This is a genomic window from Epilithonimonas tenax DSM 16811 (assembly GCF_000428485.1).
GTDB lineage: Bacteria > Bacteroidota > Bacteroidia > Flavobacteriales > Weeksellaceae > Epilithonimonas > Epilithonimonas tenax.
Genome location: NZ_AUAA01000019.1, coordinates 58,109 through 72,388 on the forward strand (window position 1 = coordinate 58,109; position 14,280 = coordinate 72,388).

The 14,280-nt window shown below is 37.0% G+C and carries 18 protein-coding genes and 1 other RNA gene; 2 read left to right on the forward strand and 17 right to left on the reverse strand.

All coding sequences use genetic code 11. The annotated features are described in order from the left end of the window. Positions 1-69 precede the first annotated feature (69 nt). A complete protein-coding gene (locus F564_RS0110900; RefSeq protein ID WP_028122676.1) occupies positions 70-996 on the forward strand; it encodes a bifunctional riboflavin kinase/FAD synthetase in 927 nt (308 codons plus the stop codon). On the opposite strand, the gene F564_RS0110905 is transcribed toward F564_RS0110900, so the two are convergent. The 12 genes from F564_RS0110905 to F564_RS0110960 all read right to left on the reverse strand — a co-directional run bounded on the left by F564_RS0110905 (position 993) and on the right by F564_RS0110960 (position 10,167). Beyond that, positions 993-1,346 carry an MmcQ/YjbR family DNA-binding protein gene (locus F564_RS0110905; RefSeq protein ID WP_028122677.1) on the reverse strand — a complete coding sequence of 118 codons (354 nt, stop codon included), beginning with the start codon at positions 1,344-1,346 and terminating at the stop codon, positions 993-995. The two genes, F564_RS0110900 and F564_RS0110905, sit on opposite strands and share 4 nt — an antisense overlap. A gap of 11 nt (positions 1,347-1,357) precedes the next feature. Next, positions 1,358-2,020 carry a LolA-like protein gene (locus F564_RS0110910; RefSeq protein ID WP_028122678.1) on the reverse strand — a complete coding sequence of 221 codons (663 nt, stop codon included), beginning with the start codon at positions 2,018-2,020 and terminating at the stop codon, positions 1,358-1,360. Positions 2,021-2,109: 89 nt separating this feature from the next. Then, positions 2,110-2,835: a 3-deoxy-manno-octulosonate cytidylyltransferase gene (kdsB, locus tag F564_RS0110915; protein ID WP_034981375.1), complete on the reverse strand. Its 726-nt coding sequence runs from the start codon at positions 2,833-2,835 to the stop codon at positions 2,110-2,112. Between the two features lie 45 nt (positions 2,836-2,880). Continuing rightward, entirely contained in the window at positions 2,881-3,348 is a 468-nt protein-coding gene (locus tag F564_RS0110920) for an RES family NAD+ phosphorylase (protein WP_028122680.1), read from the reverse strand. Further along, positions 3,348-3,821: an antitoxin Xre-like helix-turn-helix domain-containing protein gene (locus tag F564_RS0110925; RefSeq protein ID WP_028122681.1), complete on the reverse strand. Its 474-nt coding sequence runs from the start codon at positions 3,819-3,821 to the stop codon at positions 3,348-3,350. Before F564_RS0110925 ends, F564_RS0110920 begins: the two co-directional genes overlap by 1 nt. 60 nt (positions 3,822-3,881) lie before the next feature. Then, positions 3,882-5,135: a pyridoxal phosphate-dependent aminotransferase gene (locus F564_RS0110930; RefSeq protein ID WP_028122682.1), complete on the reverse strand. Its 1,254-nt coding sequence runs from the start codon at positions 5,133-5,135 to the stop codon at positions 3,882-3,884. 219 nt (positions 5,136-5,354) lie between these two features. Continuing rightward, positions 5,355-7,079 carry a phospho-sugar mutase gene (locus tag F564_RS0110935; protein ID WP_034981381.1) on the reverse strand — a complete coding sequence of 575 codons (1,725 nt, stop codon included), beginning with the start codon at positions 7,077-7,079 and terminating at the stop codon, positions 5,355-5,357. Positions 7,080-7,097: 18 nt separating this feature from the next. Then, the gene (locus tag F564_RS0110940; RefSeq protein WP_028122684.1) at positions 7,098-7,799 is read right to left on the reverse strand and encodes a GIN domain-containing protein; all 702 of its coding nucleotides are present in this window, start codon (positions 7,797-7,799) and stop codon (positions 7,098-7,100) included. Between the two features lie 38 nt (positions 7,800-7,837). After that, positions 7,838-8,791 carry a glycosyltransferase family 2 protein gene (locus tag F564_RS0110945; protein WP_028122685.1) on the reverse strand — a complete coding sequence of 318 codons (954 nt, stop codon included), beginning with the start codon at positions 8,789-8,791 and terminating at the stop codon, positions 7,838-7,840. Between the two features lie 28 nt (positions 8,792-8,819). Then, the gene (locus F564_RS0110950; RefSeq protein ID WP_034981384.1) at positions 8,820-9,245 is read right to left on the reverse strand and encodes a type II toxin-antitoxin system VapC family toxin; all 426 of its coding nucleotides are present in this window, start codon (positions 9,243-9,245) and stop codon (positions 8,820-8,822) included. Next, complete coding sequence (locus F564_RS0110955; RefSeq protein WP_028122687.1) at positions 9,245-9,493, reverse strand: DUF6364 family protein; 249 nt, start codon at positions 9,491-9,493, stop codon at positions 9,245-9,247. Before F564_RS0110955 ends, F564_RS0110950 begins: the two co-directional genes overlap by 1 nt. 86 nt (positions 9,494-9,579) lie before the next feature. Next, positions 9,580-10,167 carry a DUF4199 family protein gene (locus tag F564_RS0110960; RefSeq protein ID WP_028122688.1) on the reverse strand — a complete coding sequence of 196 codons (588 nt, stop codon included), beginning with the start codon at positions 10,165-10,167 and terminating at the stop codon, positions 9,580-9,582. A gap of 122 nt (positions 10,168-10,289) precedes the next feature. On the opposite strand from F564_RS0110960, the gene ffs reads away from it, so the two are divergent. Beyond that, positions 10,290-10,387: signal recognition particle sRNA small type (ffs, locus tag F564_RS20245), an RNA gene on the forward strand. Positions 10,388-10,457: 70 nt separating this feature from the next. Here ffs and F564_RS0110965 read toward each other — a convergent pair. The 5 genes from F564_RS0110965 to F564_RS0110990 all read right to left on the reverse strand — a co-directional run. Further along, entirely contained in the window at positions 10,458-11,141 is a 684-nt protein-coding gene (locus F564_RS0110965; RefSeq protein ID WP_028122689.1) for a metal-dependent hydrolase, read from the reverse strand. 15 nt (positions 11,142-11,156) lie between these two features. Next, positions 11,157-12,086, reverse strand: coding sequence for a 1,4-dihydroxy-2-naphthoate octaprenyltransferase (gene menA, locus F564_RS0110970; RefSeq protein ID WP_028122690.1), 930 nt, complete (start codon positions 12,084-12,086; stop codon positions 11,157-11,159). Positions 12,087-12,173: 87 nt separating this feature from the next. After that, positions 12,174-13,010 carry a 1,4-dihydroxy-2-naphthoyl-CoA synthase gene (locus F564_RS0110975; protein WP_028122691.1) on the reverse strand — a complete coding sequence of 279 codons (837 nt, stop codon included), beginning with the start codon at positions 13,008-13,010 and terminating at the stop codon, positions 12,174-12,176. Positions 13,011-13,475: 465 nt separating this feature from the next. After that, positions 13,476-13,967, reverse strand: a complete 492-nt coding sequence (locus F564_RS0110985) for a DUF4920 domain-containing protein (protein WP_028122693.1) — start codon at positions 13,965-13,967, stop codon at positions 13,476-13,478. A gap of 55 nt (positions 13,968-14,022) precedes the next feature. Beyond that, positions 14,023-14,280: transposase (locus F564_RS0110990; RefSeq protein WP_154656853.1), on the reverse strand; the 258-nt coding region annotated here is incomplete at its 5' end.

Sequence of the window (14,280 nt, forward strand, 5' to 3'; positions counted from 1 at the left end):
TTAACAACATATAGATAATTTAAACTTTGTTAAAAAAAAGATACTTTTGCAAAAGCAAAATTTCAGCAATTGAAAATCATCAGCGATTTTAACGATTACCACTCCAAAACACCACTGGCATTATCATTAGGAATGTTTGACGGTGTTCATCTTGGACATTTATCTATTATTAATACCTTAAATGAAATTGCAAGAAGTGAAGATTTGGAATCTGCAATTTTAAGTTTCTGGCCACATCCAAGAAAATTCCTGAATCCTGACGATAATGTAAAAATGCTCAACACGCTTGAAGAAAAGTTGGAATTGCTGGAAAAAAGTGGAATTCAGAACATATTTCTTAAAACTTTTGATGAGGATTTTAGAAATCTTACAGGATCAGAATTCTGTGAACAGGTTTTGGTTGACAAACTGAATGTAAAACATATAATAATTGGCCACGATCATACTTTTGGGAAAAATAAAAGTGGAAATTTTGATTTGCTGAAATCACTTTCAACCGAGTTGGACTTTAAGGTGAATCAATTGGAAGCCGTGCAATCTGAGGACCTTAATATAAGCTCCACAAAGATCCGTCTGGCGCTTTTGGATGGACGAGTTGCTGATGCTAATAAAATGTTGGGTTACAGTTATCCTTTGACCGGAAAAGTGATCCACGGGAAAAAATTAGGAAGAACAATAGGTTATCCGACAGCGAATATTGATGTTCCGGTAAACAAGCTGCTTCCAAAAAGTGGTGCATACATCGTAGAAGTTTGGATAGAAAACGCCTTCTACAAAGGAATGTTGAGCATCGGAACCAATCCTACTGTCGATAACGAAAATGAGACTCTGCATACAGAAGTTTACATCTTGGATTTTGATCAGGATATTTATGGTACAGAGATCACTGTGAGATTCAGAGATTACCTTCACGATGAGATCAAATTCGAAGGTTTGGAAAAGCTGATTGAAAAGCTGGATTTGGATAAGAGATTGACTGAGGAATTTCAGTTTTAACTATTCAAAATTTCTTCTCTAATTTTCTTGGTCAAAGATTTGAAAACCAAGTCATATGAATGATCGATCAATTTGAAGATCAAATCCTGTTTCAGGCCTTCACAAACGACTGAATTCCAGTGGGTTTTATTAAGGTGAAAAGCACCATTGATCTGATGGTACTTCTCACGCAGCTCCTCACTCCACTCAGGATCGGCTTTTGCAGAGAAAGTAGCTGGATGCCTTTCTATGGGAAGAAAAACAAATATTTTCCCGCCAACCTTGAAGACCAAAGTTTCCTGATCGAAAGGAAAAGCCTCCGTCACTGCTTTTTTTCTCAAACAATATTCGCGGATCTCTTCTACTTCCATATATTAAGAAACTAAAACTTAAAAGTATTTTTTGGCAATTCTTTGTTTATTTCTATCTTATTGATAGTCATTACATAATCACTGTCTTTTTTAGGCGAAGACGATTCGATTCTGTAAGACATCAGTAGATTTCCTACTTTTCTGTAATCAGAATACGTTAAGATCTCGTCTTTTTTGATCTCACGAAACAGCATATAATTTTTAACATCAAAGTAATAGATGGTCTTGTTCACATTTTTCATCAATTCGACCTTGAAATAATATTGTTCTCCTATTTTCTCTTTACCAAGAAACTTGGCTTCAAAACCTTTATTTTCCCAATCGATAAAATCGTTATCAAAGTTTTCCGGAATGTAATCATTGTACTGCTGAAGCTTGTTCTGAGCATAATTCATGGCGTAACCATTCTTTCCATCATAACCTTCTACAGGCGTTTCTTTTCCAGCTACAACCATTGCTGTTTTACTGAGATTGGGGCGCTGCTGATAGATTTTGATCGGATATTCATCATTGATGCCCAATGTGACTCGGCCTTGGATCTGTACTGTATTGAGAAGTTTCCAATTGGTAAGACCTCCGGAATGATCGATGTTTTTATCGATGATATCTTTAGCTGTCTGTGCAGTTATAAAGTAAGAAAATATAATAGCAAAAAGGACAATAATTCTTTTCATTCAAAAATTTTAGGATTTCAAAGATAGGTTTTTTCTAAGTTTATCAACTTTGCGGTAGTATTAATATTGGTAAAAAAGATTTTAATCATTTAGATCAGTCGTTTTGCTTTTTCCAAGTCTTCAGGTGTATCAATCCCAACACCAATAAAATCTGTTTCTATGAGCTTGATTCTCATTCCATTTTCGAGATATCGGATACATTCAATTTTCTCAGAGATTTCCAAAGGGGTCATCTCCAGAGAAGAAAATTTGATCAAAGCTTCTTTTCTGAACGCATAAACACCGATGTGTTTGTAATACTTGACTTTATACGCCAATTCTCTGTGAAAAGGAATCACAGAACGGCTAAAATACAGTGCAAACCCGTGATTGTCTGTGATCACTTTCACATGATTCGGATTCTGGATCTCCTCGGAATCTTTCAATTCTATCTTCAGTGAAGCCAAAGAAATTTCCTTTCGGTTATCCTCAGAAAAGACATTGATTAGCTGTTTCAAAGGTTCTTTTTTGAGGAAAGGCTCATCACCCTGTACATTGATGACGATATCACAATCGATATCTTTTACAGCCTCTGCAATCCTGTCACTACCAGTCTCGTGTTCGCCTGTCATCACAGCTTTTCCACCATTTTTGGAAATTTCGGTAAAGATAATGTCAGAATCTGTCGCCACAAACACTTCGTCGAACAAACCAGTTTCCAAGACATTCTGATAAGTGGTCATGATAACGGTTTTGTGGCCCAAAACTTCCATCAGTTTCCCAGGAAATCTAGTAGAATTATACCGGGCCGGAATGACTGCAATAACTTTGTTCATCAATGTTTTTTATTGTTAAAAAAGGAATTTAAAAAATTTTAATTTTTATTTATTTTGTTTTATAATCTGTTCCAATCGATCATCGGGTTCAAAATCAAAAACATCAATCAGCTTTACTTTTTTGAAATCTTTGTGAAAGGTATTGATTACAACATTACAATTTTCAGGAACTACAGCAGAAGGAACTTTTAAACAAAGCTTTTCATCAGCATCAAACCAAGCATCTCCCATCTTTTGGCAATCAGAATAATTCCTAAAATCTCTCCAGTTTTTTGACAAATCTCTGGATTCAACAGCTTGAAATTCGGTATGATCCGGGATTTTGATCACCATTATTTTAAAGTCTTTGTTAAATCCCAATCCTTTCCGATGCGCTAATGTTTCCAAGTACGCAAGAGAAATACTCTCCGCTGTATAAAGTACTTTTTTTCCTTCGGAGTTCCATCTTCCTTCCAGACCACTTGCAAAAAGAGACTCAGCATATCGTTGATGAACAATTCTGTAAACCAGCATCACACGGGATAACCTTGGGCTAGTTTTTCTATTTCTTCGTAAATCAGATCTACACCTCCAGAAGTTGAAATAAAATCTATAGGCTTGTCATCGGAATTCCAAAAAGGACGATTCATCCAAAGTGTAAACTCATCCAAATTTCCAAAAATCTCTTTCCCAAAGCTATAAAGATTGATCAATTTTAATAAATGTTCACTGTAGATAGGATCCAAACCTTTTTCCTGATCTCGATAATTGCTAATGGTCCTGGGGGAAAGATTGATCACAGATGCCAACGTTTTCTCTGGCATCTTGATCGCATCAGCAAGTGAATAGAATACGTCTGTTTTCAAACCTTCTCTTGCTTTTATCAAAAGTTTGTAGTCATCTTTTATGGCAAATCTATGGAATACAGAAGTGTTTGCCCCATATAAAGCTACAGGTTCTTCTACTTTCGATTTTTGTTGATTTCCTTTTTGCTTGTAATTTTCCATCTTCAGATTCTTTTACACAAAGGTAGAATTTTTTCCATTGCAATAGTGAATTTTTTCAACTTATTTCAAGTCTTGTAGTGCTTTTTCTAATTTAGGAAGACAATCCTTAATATCATCCAGAGAACAACCTCCAATAGAAGCTCTGAACCAAGGCACGGACTTGTCATTGCCAAATGCAGAGAAAGGAACCAAGGCCATTCCTGCGTTATTGATCAGATAAAAAACAAGGTCTGTAGAATTCTCAATCACTTTTCCCTCTGGTGTCGTTCTTCCTAGATAATCCAATTTGATAGTCAGGTAAAGCGCGCCCATTGGCGAGATACTTTCAACGGCCATACCCTTGGCTTTCAGATTCTGAATTCCTGTATGAAGTTCTTTTAGACTGGCATTCAGCTTCCCTTTGTAGTCAGCCAAGAAATGATCAACTGCCACATTATCAGCCAAAAACTCAGCAACTGCTTCCTGCTCAGGTTTTGGGGCCCACGCGCCAACGTGTGTCAAGAGCGCTTTCATCTTGTCAATAACCAAACTGGGTCCGAATCCCCAACCTACTCTGACACCTGTCGCCGCAAAACATTTGGATGTTCCGTCAACATAGATTGTGTAATCTTTCATTTCTGGGAAAAGGCTTACCGGATTGTAATGTTCTGAACCGAAAGTCAGCATGGCGTAGATCTGATCATACATCAGATAAAGTGGTTTCTCTTCCGCACCTCTCCTTTTATTTTCTTCTAAGACCAATTCGCAAATATCAGACAACTGCTCTTTTGAGAACATTGTTCCTGTAGGATTCAGCGGAGAACAAAGGCAAAGCAAAACTGCTCCATCCAGATGTGGTCTTAGATCATCAGCTGTTGGCAGGAAATTATTGGATTCCTGAGTTTGTACTTCTACAGCGTTTGCGGTTGTCAAATACGCATAATGGTTGTTATTCCAAGATGGGATTGGATAAATCACTTCATCACCTTCGTCCACAATCGTTTTGAAAATCGCATATATCAAAGGTCTGGAACCTGCAGTGATCAAAATATCGTTTGCGGAATAATCAAGACCCCAACGTTTTTTAAGATCATTGCTCACGGAAGTCCTAAGGGACTGCAAACCGTTTGCAGGTGGATAATTTGTCAGATTGTTGGTATAGGCTTTCTGGATACCGTCTTTCAACTCTTGTGGAATTGGATAGATGTTGGAATTTAGGTCGCCTATGGTTAGATTGGAGATCTGTGCACCTTTAGCCTTCAGGTCATTCACTTCATTTCCGATTTTGATGATCTCTGAACCAACGAGGTTAGATGCTAGTTTTGATACTTTCACTTTATTGATTTTAGATGTTATTCAGACTTTGGATCTGATTTTATTCTTGATAGAATGTACAAATGTCTTAAATGTAGCCGAGTAATTCAACTTACATCAAAAAAAAAGTTCCCAAAATTAAATGACTTTAATACTTGAGAACTTTATATTAAAAATATGAGGTTTCATATTTTAATAGCTGTCAGTCTGAGCCAGTCGAAGACAGATAAAAATTTTCAATTACAAATTCAGATCTTTTTTGACATTCTGAATTTTTTCTTCCAGTTTAGGCAGTTTTTCAACAAATTCCTGCTCGGAAGAGATTGAATCTTTTACAGAAACATAGAATTTGATCTTCGGTTCTGTTCCGGAAGGGCGCACGCAAACTTTGGTTCCATCTTGGGTATAATAGATCAAAACGTTAGATTTTGGAATATCGTCCATTACTTTTTTCTCGTTCTTGGAAACCACAAAACAAGTTTGTTCATTGAAATCCTTCACTTCTTCAACAAGAGATCCTGCGATTTCTTTAGGAGGATTTTCGCGGAAGTTCCTCATCATATTCTGGATCTCTTCAGCACCAGTTCTACCCTTTTTTACCACATTGATCAAACCTTCGTAATATAACCCGATTTCTTTGTAGATATCGATCATATATTGATAAACAGTCGTTCCATTAGCTTTACACCAAGCTGCAATTTCACAAGCTGTCAAGATAGAACCACAAGAATCCTTGTCTCTTACGAAATCTCCTGTCATAAACCCGAAACTCTCTTCGCCACCGCAGATAAATTTTTCCTGACCTTCAAAATCACGGATCATTTTCCCGATCCATTTGAAGCCAGTCAGTCCAACTTTGCAGTCCACACCGAATTTTTCTGCAACGTCAAAGAAGATATCAGACGTCACAATAGTAGAACCAATGAATTCTTTTCCGGTGATTTTACCGGCTTTTTTCCATTGATCAAGAATATAATAAGTAAGGATTGTATTGCATTGATTTCCGTTCAATAACTGTATTTCGCCTTCAAGATTTCTGACGGCTATTCCCAATCTGTCACCGTCCGGATCTGTCCCGATCACGATATCCGCATTGGTAATTCTTGCTAGATCTGTAGCCATTTCCAAAGCAGCCGGCTCTTCCGGATTTGGAGATTTTACGGTTGGGAAATTCCCGCTCGGAATCATTTGCTCTGTTACCAGATCAACTTTCGTAAATCCAGCTTTTTTAAGTGCTTTCGGAACCGTTGTGTAAGTTGTTCCGTGGATAGATGTGAAAACAATGTTCAGATTATCTCTACCAACATCCTGATAAAGAGAGTTGGCCATACAAGCATCAATGTAAACATCATCCTGGTCTTCGCCTACCCATTCTATCAAATCATCATTTCCATTGAATTTGATATCCTCAAATTTGGTAGAATAAACTTCTCTGATGATATTTTCGTCATTTGGCGGAACGATCTGTGCGCCGTCATTCCAATAAACCTTGTAACCATTATATTCTGGTGGATTGTGGGAAGCCGTCAGAACGATTCCTGCATTGCATTTTTTATCACGAACAGTGAAAGACAATTCCGGCGTTGGGCGATGATCTTTGAACAACAAAACCTTGATTCCGTTAGCCGTCAGAACATCTGCAACAACTTTCCCGAATTCTCTCGAATTATGTCTTACATCATACGCAATTGCCACTTTGATCTCTTCCCCAGCAAATTGCTGATGAAGATAATTGGCTAATCCTTGAGTCGCTTGACCTAATGTATATTGATTAAGACGATTGGTTCCAACGCCCATTACGCCTCGCATTCCACCAGTTCCGAATTCTAATTCTCTGTAAAAAGAATCTTCCAGATCAGGTGAGTTGGAATCGATTAAGGCCTGAACTTTATTTCTGGTTTCCTCGTCAAATGTTTCCGTAAGCCAAAGTTTTGCTTTATCTAAAGTTGATGTTGTGTCTGACATTATGTAAAAGTTGTATTTTTAATTTATTTTTCTTTTTTCGATGGTTCCTTTTTCTGTGAGATTCACTTTTTTGGAAGGATCTCCGTAATACACCAGCTTCGCTGTGTTTTTGACCTTTCCTTTGATCTCTTCATTCACATTCAGTTCAGCATAATTACCATTTTCGGAATCAATTTCCAAGTCTTTGATGTACCAATATGGCGAAATAATACTCGCTGTATCTCTGATGCTCAGCTTTGCTAATGTTGTTTTCCCTAAAAGGTTAGCGCGGCTTTTATTTAGCATTTCGATAGTCGACTTTTCTGAAATCACTGAACCGATAAATTTAGCATTATCTTTCAAATGAAGGGAAAAATTTTCCACTTTCATTTGGCTTGAGATATTAAGTTCCACAGAATCAGCTATTTTAATATCATCAAACGGATTTTTCCCATAAATGGTGATGTTGTAGAAATCCACTTTATCTGTTGTGCTTTTCTCTGTAATGGAAAGGTGTTGATCATTGACTTCAATTGTCAGATTGTCGAACACGTTTGGATACGTTTCCACATTCACAAAATTGTGTGGACTTTGGATATAAAACACCCGGAATTTCCCTTTCAGATTAAGTTTTGAAAACTCAGCCAATTCTACATCTTTCGATTGAATTTCGCCTTTAGGTGTTACTTTTCCGCAGGAAACGACTGTAATGATGAGTAATGTATACAATAGATTTTTCATAAGCATATTGATTTACCAAGTTAGAAAAATTTTCCTGTTTAAATCAATTCCTCGATATGATAATTCTTATGCTCGCGGTTCGTTCGGATGATCAATTCTCCTAAAAATCCAGCCACAAAAAGCAAACTTCCCATAATCATCATTGTCAAAGCAATAAAAAACCAAGGATTGTTCGCAATCAGATTCCCATAAACTTTGAAGATATAGACGTCTATCATTTTTGAAAGTCCCAACCAAATGGCTGACAAAAAACCAATGATGAACATCAAAGTTCCTGCTGCACCAAAGAAATGCATTGGTCTTCCACCAAATCTACTGACAAACCAAAGCGTCACCAAATCCAAAAATCCACGAACGAATCTTTCTGTCCCAAACTTCGAAGTTCCGTAAGGCCTTGCCTGATGTTGAACCGGTTTTTCCGTAATGTTTCTGAAACCTGCGTTGGCTGCCAAAACCGGAATATAACGGTGCATATCGCCGTAAACATCAATAGATTTTACGACTTGTTTTTTGTAAGCTTTCAGTCCGCAGTTGAAATCGTGAAGCGAAACGCCGGATACTTTTCTAGCTGCAGAATTGAATAATTTTGATGGAATATTTTTGGTCATCACATTATCAAAACGTTTCTTTTTCCAACCGGAAACGATGTCGTAATTCCCCACTTTTACCATTTCATAAAGTTCGGGAATCTCTTCCGGAAAGTCTTGTAAGTCAGCATCCATCGTAATGATGACATCACCATTTACCTTTTCGAAAGCAGCGTGGAGTGCCTGTGATTTTCCGTAATTTTTGGAGAATTTGATACCGTGGATCTGCGGATGTTGGATTTTCAGATTTTCAATGATGGACCAGGAAAGGTCGGTACTTCCGTCATCTATGAACCAAACTTCGTAAGACAGCTTGTTGGTCTGACAAACGTTGTCAATCCTAGTGAACAGCTCTTCCAGAGAGTCCTGCTCGTTTAATAGTGGGATTATTATAGAAAGATTCATTGATATAATGCTAATAGATTTTAAAAGGTCAAAGATATTTCTTTTGCATGACATTTAAGGCTTCGTCTGGTGCAAAAACAGGAATTTCGGAAGTGGAAAAATCTTTCAAATCTCTTGTTATAATGCCTTCTAAGTTTTCAATATGATGAGCGCAAAATATTTGCACTGCATCTTCATAATCTTTATGCTTAGATTTAAGAGCTTTCTGCAAAATGGGTTTCGTGACAGAAACGACTTCTATTATGTTTAGAATCTCAGACAAACTCGTCCTAACTTTATCTTCCGCAAACGCTTTCTTAAAAATGTAATGTGAAGTTAAAATGGATTGAGAAGATGCAAAAAGTATGATTTGATTATTGTAAGCTAAATTGAAAATAAGATTAGCATTTTCGGCAAAAGGTTGTCGCCCAGATAAAAAATCGAGAATCAAATTGGTGTCGATAAAGAACTTCATTACAGTTTGTATTTTTCTTTGTAATAGTCATCAAGAGCTTTATCGTAATCAAAATCCTCTGGCATTTTTAAACTTCCTGCTAATTTTTTTATTTTCGGAGAAAGTTCAGTATCTTCGTTTGGACTTTCTACCAGAGATTCCAAATACTTCTGCACCATCTCAGAAAGACTTCTCTGTGTACCTTTCGCATATTTTTTAGCTTTTTCGATAACCGATTTTTCTACAGTTAAAGTAAGTTTCGTTGTCATTACGTGTTATTTTAGTAAAGATACGTATTAATTATAAATGAAGAATTATAATTTGATAAACGATTTTTCCAAAAACTGAAAACTTGTTACTCGTAGCGTTTTTTGTTTTTCAAAAACCCTGCGATGATAATAGACAAAAGTAGATAAAATAGTAAAAAACCACCAAAAACAGCGGACATAAATTTGAAAGAAAAATAATTTCTGTTTTCTTTCTGTGCCATTTCCCTCGCCTGCTTTGCTCCGTTGTAGTTGTCTTCCAGATCTTTCACTTTTGTACGGTCTTTTTGATTCGCTGCCTCGACTTTCAATTTGGCGTAAGATTCGTCCAGATTATCCAATTCTGTTTGGATATATTGATGATTCAACAAATCCCGTGCATCTGTATCTGCATAATTCAGGAATGCAAAAATGGAAAACATTGATAAAACGCCGCCCGTGAAAAGTGTTAGAAAATTTTGTTTAAATGCCTGAGGATAAGTAATCAATGTACCGACTCTTAACCAATAGGTTGAAGCGAAGCCAGCCAAGACGTATAAGAAAGTCATCCCAAAAGCGTTGACTTGCATGCTGGTCTCAAAATAGTTGGCATTGGCGAAGAAATAATACACGATGAAGAATACCATCATCGTAACGGCGTATAAAATAAAACCTATTGTTACAGGGTTTTTTGTCATAATTTTTTAATTTTTGATAAAAGAGATAAATATTTCAAACTGACTATCAACAATCTACAGCCTACCCGATTTCTTTTCTCTCATTTCTTTTTTCTGTTTTCTTAATTTTCCTATATTTGCAACGGCAAGTCCTAAACAACCAGCTCCTGAGAACCCTCCAGGGTGGGAACGCAGCAAAGGTAATTGGTCGTAGCGGTGTGATTTAGGTAGCTTGCCATTTTTTATTTTTTTTAAGTTAAGAGATTAAGACAGTTTCAAATTTGAAATACTTAATCTCTTAATTTTTTTGTTTAGAAATTAAATTCCTGCCCTAATTCTGGTAATGTAAATTCGATATTCTTGTCAGAAAAATGCTTCTTAGCTTCCTCGTGATTGATTTCAATTGGTGGGAAAGTATCGAAATGACAACCAATTACTTTTGGTGTTTTCAGTAATTCTGATGCTGCAAAAGCCGCTTTTCTAGGACACATCGTGTAATGTTTTCCAACTGGCAAAATCGACAAACCTAATTTCCCGAAAACTTGTGGAAACAAACTCATTTCAGCCGTCACGCCAGTATCTCCAGCCAAATAAAGGTTTCTTCCGTCGGCAAATCTAAAAATATATCCAGAAGCCAATCCACCGTAAGAACCGTCCGGAAACGAGCTCGTATGCAATGCAGGAACCATAGAAATCTTCAAATCTTCAATTTTCGCTGAACCTCCGAAGTTGATATCGATATTATTGGTGTGTTTGAAATAGCCACAAATCTCAGGCTGACCAATTACGGTCGCGTCAGGATGATTTTCAAGCACTTCTTTCACGTCCGCGATATGGTCGCCGTGCGCGTGTGTAATCAACACATAATCGATTTTCTGAGCGGTGATATCAAAGCCAGATTGCGCTTTCTGATAGTTGTAGAAAGGATCTGCGAGAATGGTTTTTCCGTTGTATGTGAACAAAAAACAGTTTTGTCCTAAGAATTTTATTTTCATTTTTTTTTAGATTTATTAATTAAAATAATTAAGTCCGAAAGCTGTCAAAACCGCCATCAGGAAAGTTAATATTCCGACTTGTTTTAAGAAAGGGTCCAGTAATTTTGGTTCGTTGACAGCCATGACGCTTCTCCTCAGTTTGATGAAAGGAAAAATCAAAATCATCACAATAAATGCGTAATATTTACCTTGTTCCTGAAATTTATTAAACATTAGAAAAGCCAGCATCAAAAGAATTGGTAATTGTAATAAGATGATTTCGTAAATCATAGCATTTTTGAAACCAAGCTTCAGTGCAAATGTTTTTTTACCTGAAAGTTCGTCGTTGACGATATCTCTCATATTGTTAAGGTTAAGAACTGCCATACTCAACATTCCGACTGCAATTGCAGGAAATAAAACATCCCAACTTAATGATTTGGTAAACAGAAAATAACTTCCACAAACCGAAACCAATCCGAAAAAGATGAACACGAAAATATCGCCTAAACCTAAATAGCCGTAGGGTTTTTTACCAACTGTATATCCAATTGCTGCCAAAATTGAGGCAACTCCCATTCCGATGAAAATCCAGAATTCTCTGGTATAAGCTGGATAGAAAGCGACATACAATAAGGCAACCGTTGCTGCAAAAGATAAAATCGAAAGTAGAATCACGGCGTTTCTCATTTGAGTTGCTGTGATTTTTCCTGAAGCTACTGCTCTTTGCTCCGCTTCTCCTATCCTATTTTTGTCCGTTCCTTTGACACCGTCGCCGTAATCGTTGGCAAAGTTAGAAAGGACTTGATATAATAAAGTTACCAGAAGTGCCAAAGCAAAAATCCGCCAATCCCAAAATCCCCCTTCCTGAGAAATCCTCCATTTTGCAATGAAAGCGCCCATAATGATCCCACTCATAGAAAGTGGTAAAGTTCTAAGCCTTGCGGCCTGTATCCAATGTTTCATAATTTTTCAGATGTTAGATGCTAGATATTAGATGTTAGACAAGTGAATTATTAATTCTAATTTCTAACCTCTAAAGACTAATTCCTACTAAGATATCCACTGGTCGTCCCCAAAATTCGGCTTACGTTTTTCTAAGAAAGCATTTCTGCCCTCTTTTGCTTCTTCTGTCATATAAGCTAAACGCGTTGCTTCGCCTGCAAAAATCTGTTGGCCAACCATTCCGTCGTCTGTAAGATTCATAGCGAATTTTAGCATTCTGATGGATGTTGGCGATTTAGCAAGAATTTCCTGCGCCCATTCGTAAGCGGTGTTTTCCAATTCTGCGTGAGGAATTACAGCGTTTACCATTCCCATTTCTTCCGCTTCTTTTGCTGAATAATTTCTTCCTAAAAAGAAAATCTCTCTGGCCTTTTTCTGACCAACCATTTTGGCCAAATAAGCAGAACCATAACCACCGTCGAAGCTTGTGACATCAGCATCGGTTTGTTTGAAAATCGCGTGTTCTTCACTGGCCAAAGTCAAATCACAAACCACATGAAGCGAATGTCCACCGCCCACTGCCCAACCGTTTACCACAGCAATCACAGCTTTTGGCATAAAACGAATCAAACGCTGAACTTCCAGAATATTAAGACGATGTCTTCCATCTTCACCCACGTAACCTTGATGTCCACGTGCTTTCTGGTCGCCTCCACTGCAGAATGCGTGTCCGCCGTCTTTTGGACTAGGCCCTTCGCCTGTCAGCAAGACAACGCCGATGGAAGAATCTTCGTAAGCGTCGTAAAAAGCATCATAAAGTTCTGAGGTTGTTTTTGGCCGGAAGGCGTTTCTGACTTCTGGTCTGTTGATGGCGATTCTTGCAACGCCATTTGATTTTTTATAGGTAATATCTTGGTATTCTTTGACGGTTTTCCAGTCTGCCATTTTTTGAAAATTTAGAGTGTAAATATAAGCAGAATTGATGGTGTTTCAAAGGAATTAGGAAAATGAAGAAACAACAATTTCTAAAAAAATTATAGGATTATGGATATGGCTGGCAAATAAAAAATTAACGCCATGTTCACAAAGATTTATACTCATGATTGCGCACGTTTTACGGTTCGCAAAGGTGTAGACTCAGCAAAGAAAATAAAATGATAACAAATCGTGGATCTTGCGCCAGCGCGTAAGGGATAGAAGCGGATATCCTTTTGTTTTTTTTGTTGCAATCTCTATCAAAATTAGAAATGTGATAAAAAACAAAAGATAGTAGCGGATAGCCCGGTCTCTTTGTTTTGCTTTGCAGAAAATGTCTTTCAATCAACTAAATGTGAAAGCAAAACAAAGAGATACGCCCAAAGAAAAAAGCCTCAGAAAGATCTGAAGCTTGTAACTTATATGTTGAAATCATTATTCTACCACTTTGATGGCGCTTGCTAAAAATCTGGTTTCGGTTTTTGGTTCTGTGATGGCGTCTATTTCTGCCTGCGGTTTTTTTGCGTCTTCTGCATAATGCTGAAGCTCTTTTACAGAGGTTATTTTGCTTTCTGCGCTGCCTTCCAAGATCACGGTTTTGCCTTCTAAAGCGGTCGGAACAAAGAATGCATAATCTTTCATCTTAACAAAGAAAGTCTCGCCAGAATCTGTTGCCAGGCTTACCCAGCATCCTTTTTTTGGGCAAACAGAAGTTACTTTTCCTTTTACAGAAGTTTTGGCAATCTTGGGATGTGATTTCAGTTCTTTATTAAGTTCGTCTGGAGAAATGGCTTTTTTCACTGCTTTTGCGGAAACATCCTGGCCATAGAATTCACCTACTTTGGCATCGCCTGCTGGCGGACCAGATTGCGCGAATGCTGAAACGGACAATCCTATCAATACGAATGCAAATAATATATTTTTCATAATTTAATATTTATTTTTTATGATGTAAATTTATAAAAATACTCGTAGTGCATTATCAAACTAATGCAATTTTAATATTATTCATTTTTCTATTAAATACAAAAACATTTACAAATTGAATGAAAGTTAATGCTGTTATTTTGCTCAATATCCTTGTTTTAAAACCTTCAAATGATTTTGCGTAGTTGTTTCTGATTTTAAATTGGTCACAAAGCTGAGAGAATAATGTCTCTATTCTTTTTCTCGATTTTCTGAAAATATATTTTTGTTTTTGATAATTTTTTTGGTTGTTTCTCATGGGTGTATCCAGCTT

What these genes read in the sequence shown, in the direction of transcription:
- F564_RS0110905 (WP_028122677.1), bottom strand. Translation starts at nt 1,346, where the DNA reads ATGGAAGTAGAAGAGATCCGCGAATATTGTTTGAGAAAAAAAGCAGTG.
- F564_RS0110910 (WP_028122678.1), bottom strand. Translation starts at nt 2,020, where the DNA reads ATGAAAAGAATTATTGTCCTTTTTGCTATTATATTTTCTTACTTTATA.
- kdsB (WP_034981375.1), bottom strand. Translation starts at nt 2,835, where the DNA reads ATGAACAAAGTTATTGCAGTCATTCCGGCCCGGTATAATTCTACTAGA.
- F564_RS0110920 (WP_028122680.1), bottom strand. Translation starts at nt 3,348, where the DNA reads ATGCTGGTTTACAGAATTGTTCATCAACGATATGCTGAGTCTCTTTTT.
- F564_RS0110925 (WP_028122681.1), bottom strand. Translation starts at nt 3,821, where the DNA reads ATGGAAAATTACAAGCAAAAAGGAAATCAACAAAAATCGAAAGTAGAA.
- F564_RS0110935 (WP_034981381.1), bottom strand. Translation starts at nt 7,079, where the DNA reads ATGTCAGACACAACATCAACTTTAGATAAAGCAAAACTTTGGCTTACG.
- F564_RS0110940 (WP_028122684.1), bottom strand. Translation starts at nt 7,799, where the DNA reads ATGAAAAATCTATTGTATACATTACTCATCATTACAGTCGTTTCCTGC.
- F564_RS0110945 (WP_028122685.1), bottom strand. Translation starts at nt 8,791, where the DNA reads ATGAATCTTTCTATAATAATCCCACTATTAAACGAGCAGGACTCTCTG.
- F564_RS0110950 (WP_034981384.1), bottom strand. Translation starts at nt 9,245, where the DNA reads ATGAAGTTCTTTATCGACACCAATTTGATTCTCGATTTTTTATCTGGG.
- F564_RS0110955 (WP_028122687.1), bottom strand. Translation starts at nt 9,493, where the DNA reads ATGACAACGAAACTTACTTTAACTGTAGAAAAATCGGTTATCGAAAAA.
- F564_RS0110960 (WP_028122688.1), bottom strand. Translation starts at nt 10,167, where the DNA reads ATGACAAAAAACCCTGTAACAATAGGTTTTATTTTATACGCCGTTACG.
- F564_RS0110965 (WP_028122689.1), bottom strand. Translation starts at nt 11,141, where the DNA reads ATGAAAATAAAATTCTTAGGACAAAACTGTTTTTTGTTCACATACAAC.
- menA (WP_028122690.1), bottom strand. Translation starts at nt 12,086, where the DNA reads ATGAAACATTGGATACAGGCCGCAAGGCTTAGAACTTTACCACTTTCT.
- F564_RS0110975 (WP_028122691.1), bottom strand. Translation starts at nt 13,010, where the DNA reads ATGGCAGACTGGAAAACCGTCAAAGAATACCAAGATATTACCTATAAA.
- F564_RS0110985 (WP_028122693.1), bottom strand. Translation starts at nt 13,967, where the DNA reads ATGAAAAATATATTATTTGCATTCGTATTGATAGGATTGTCCGTTTCA.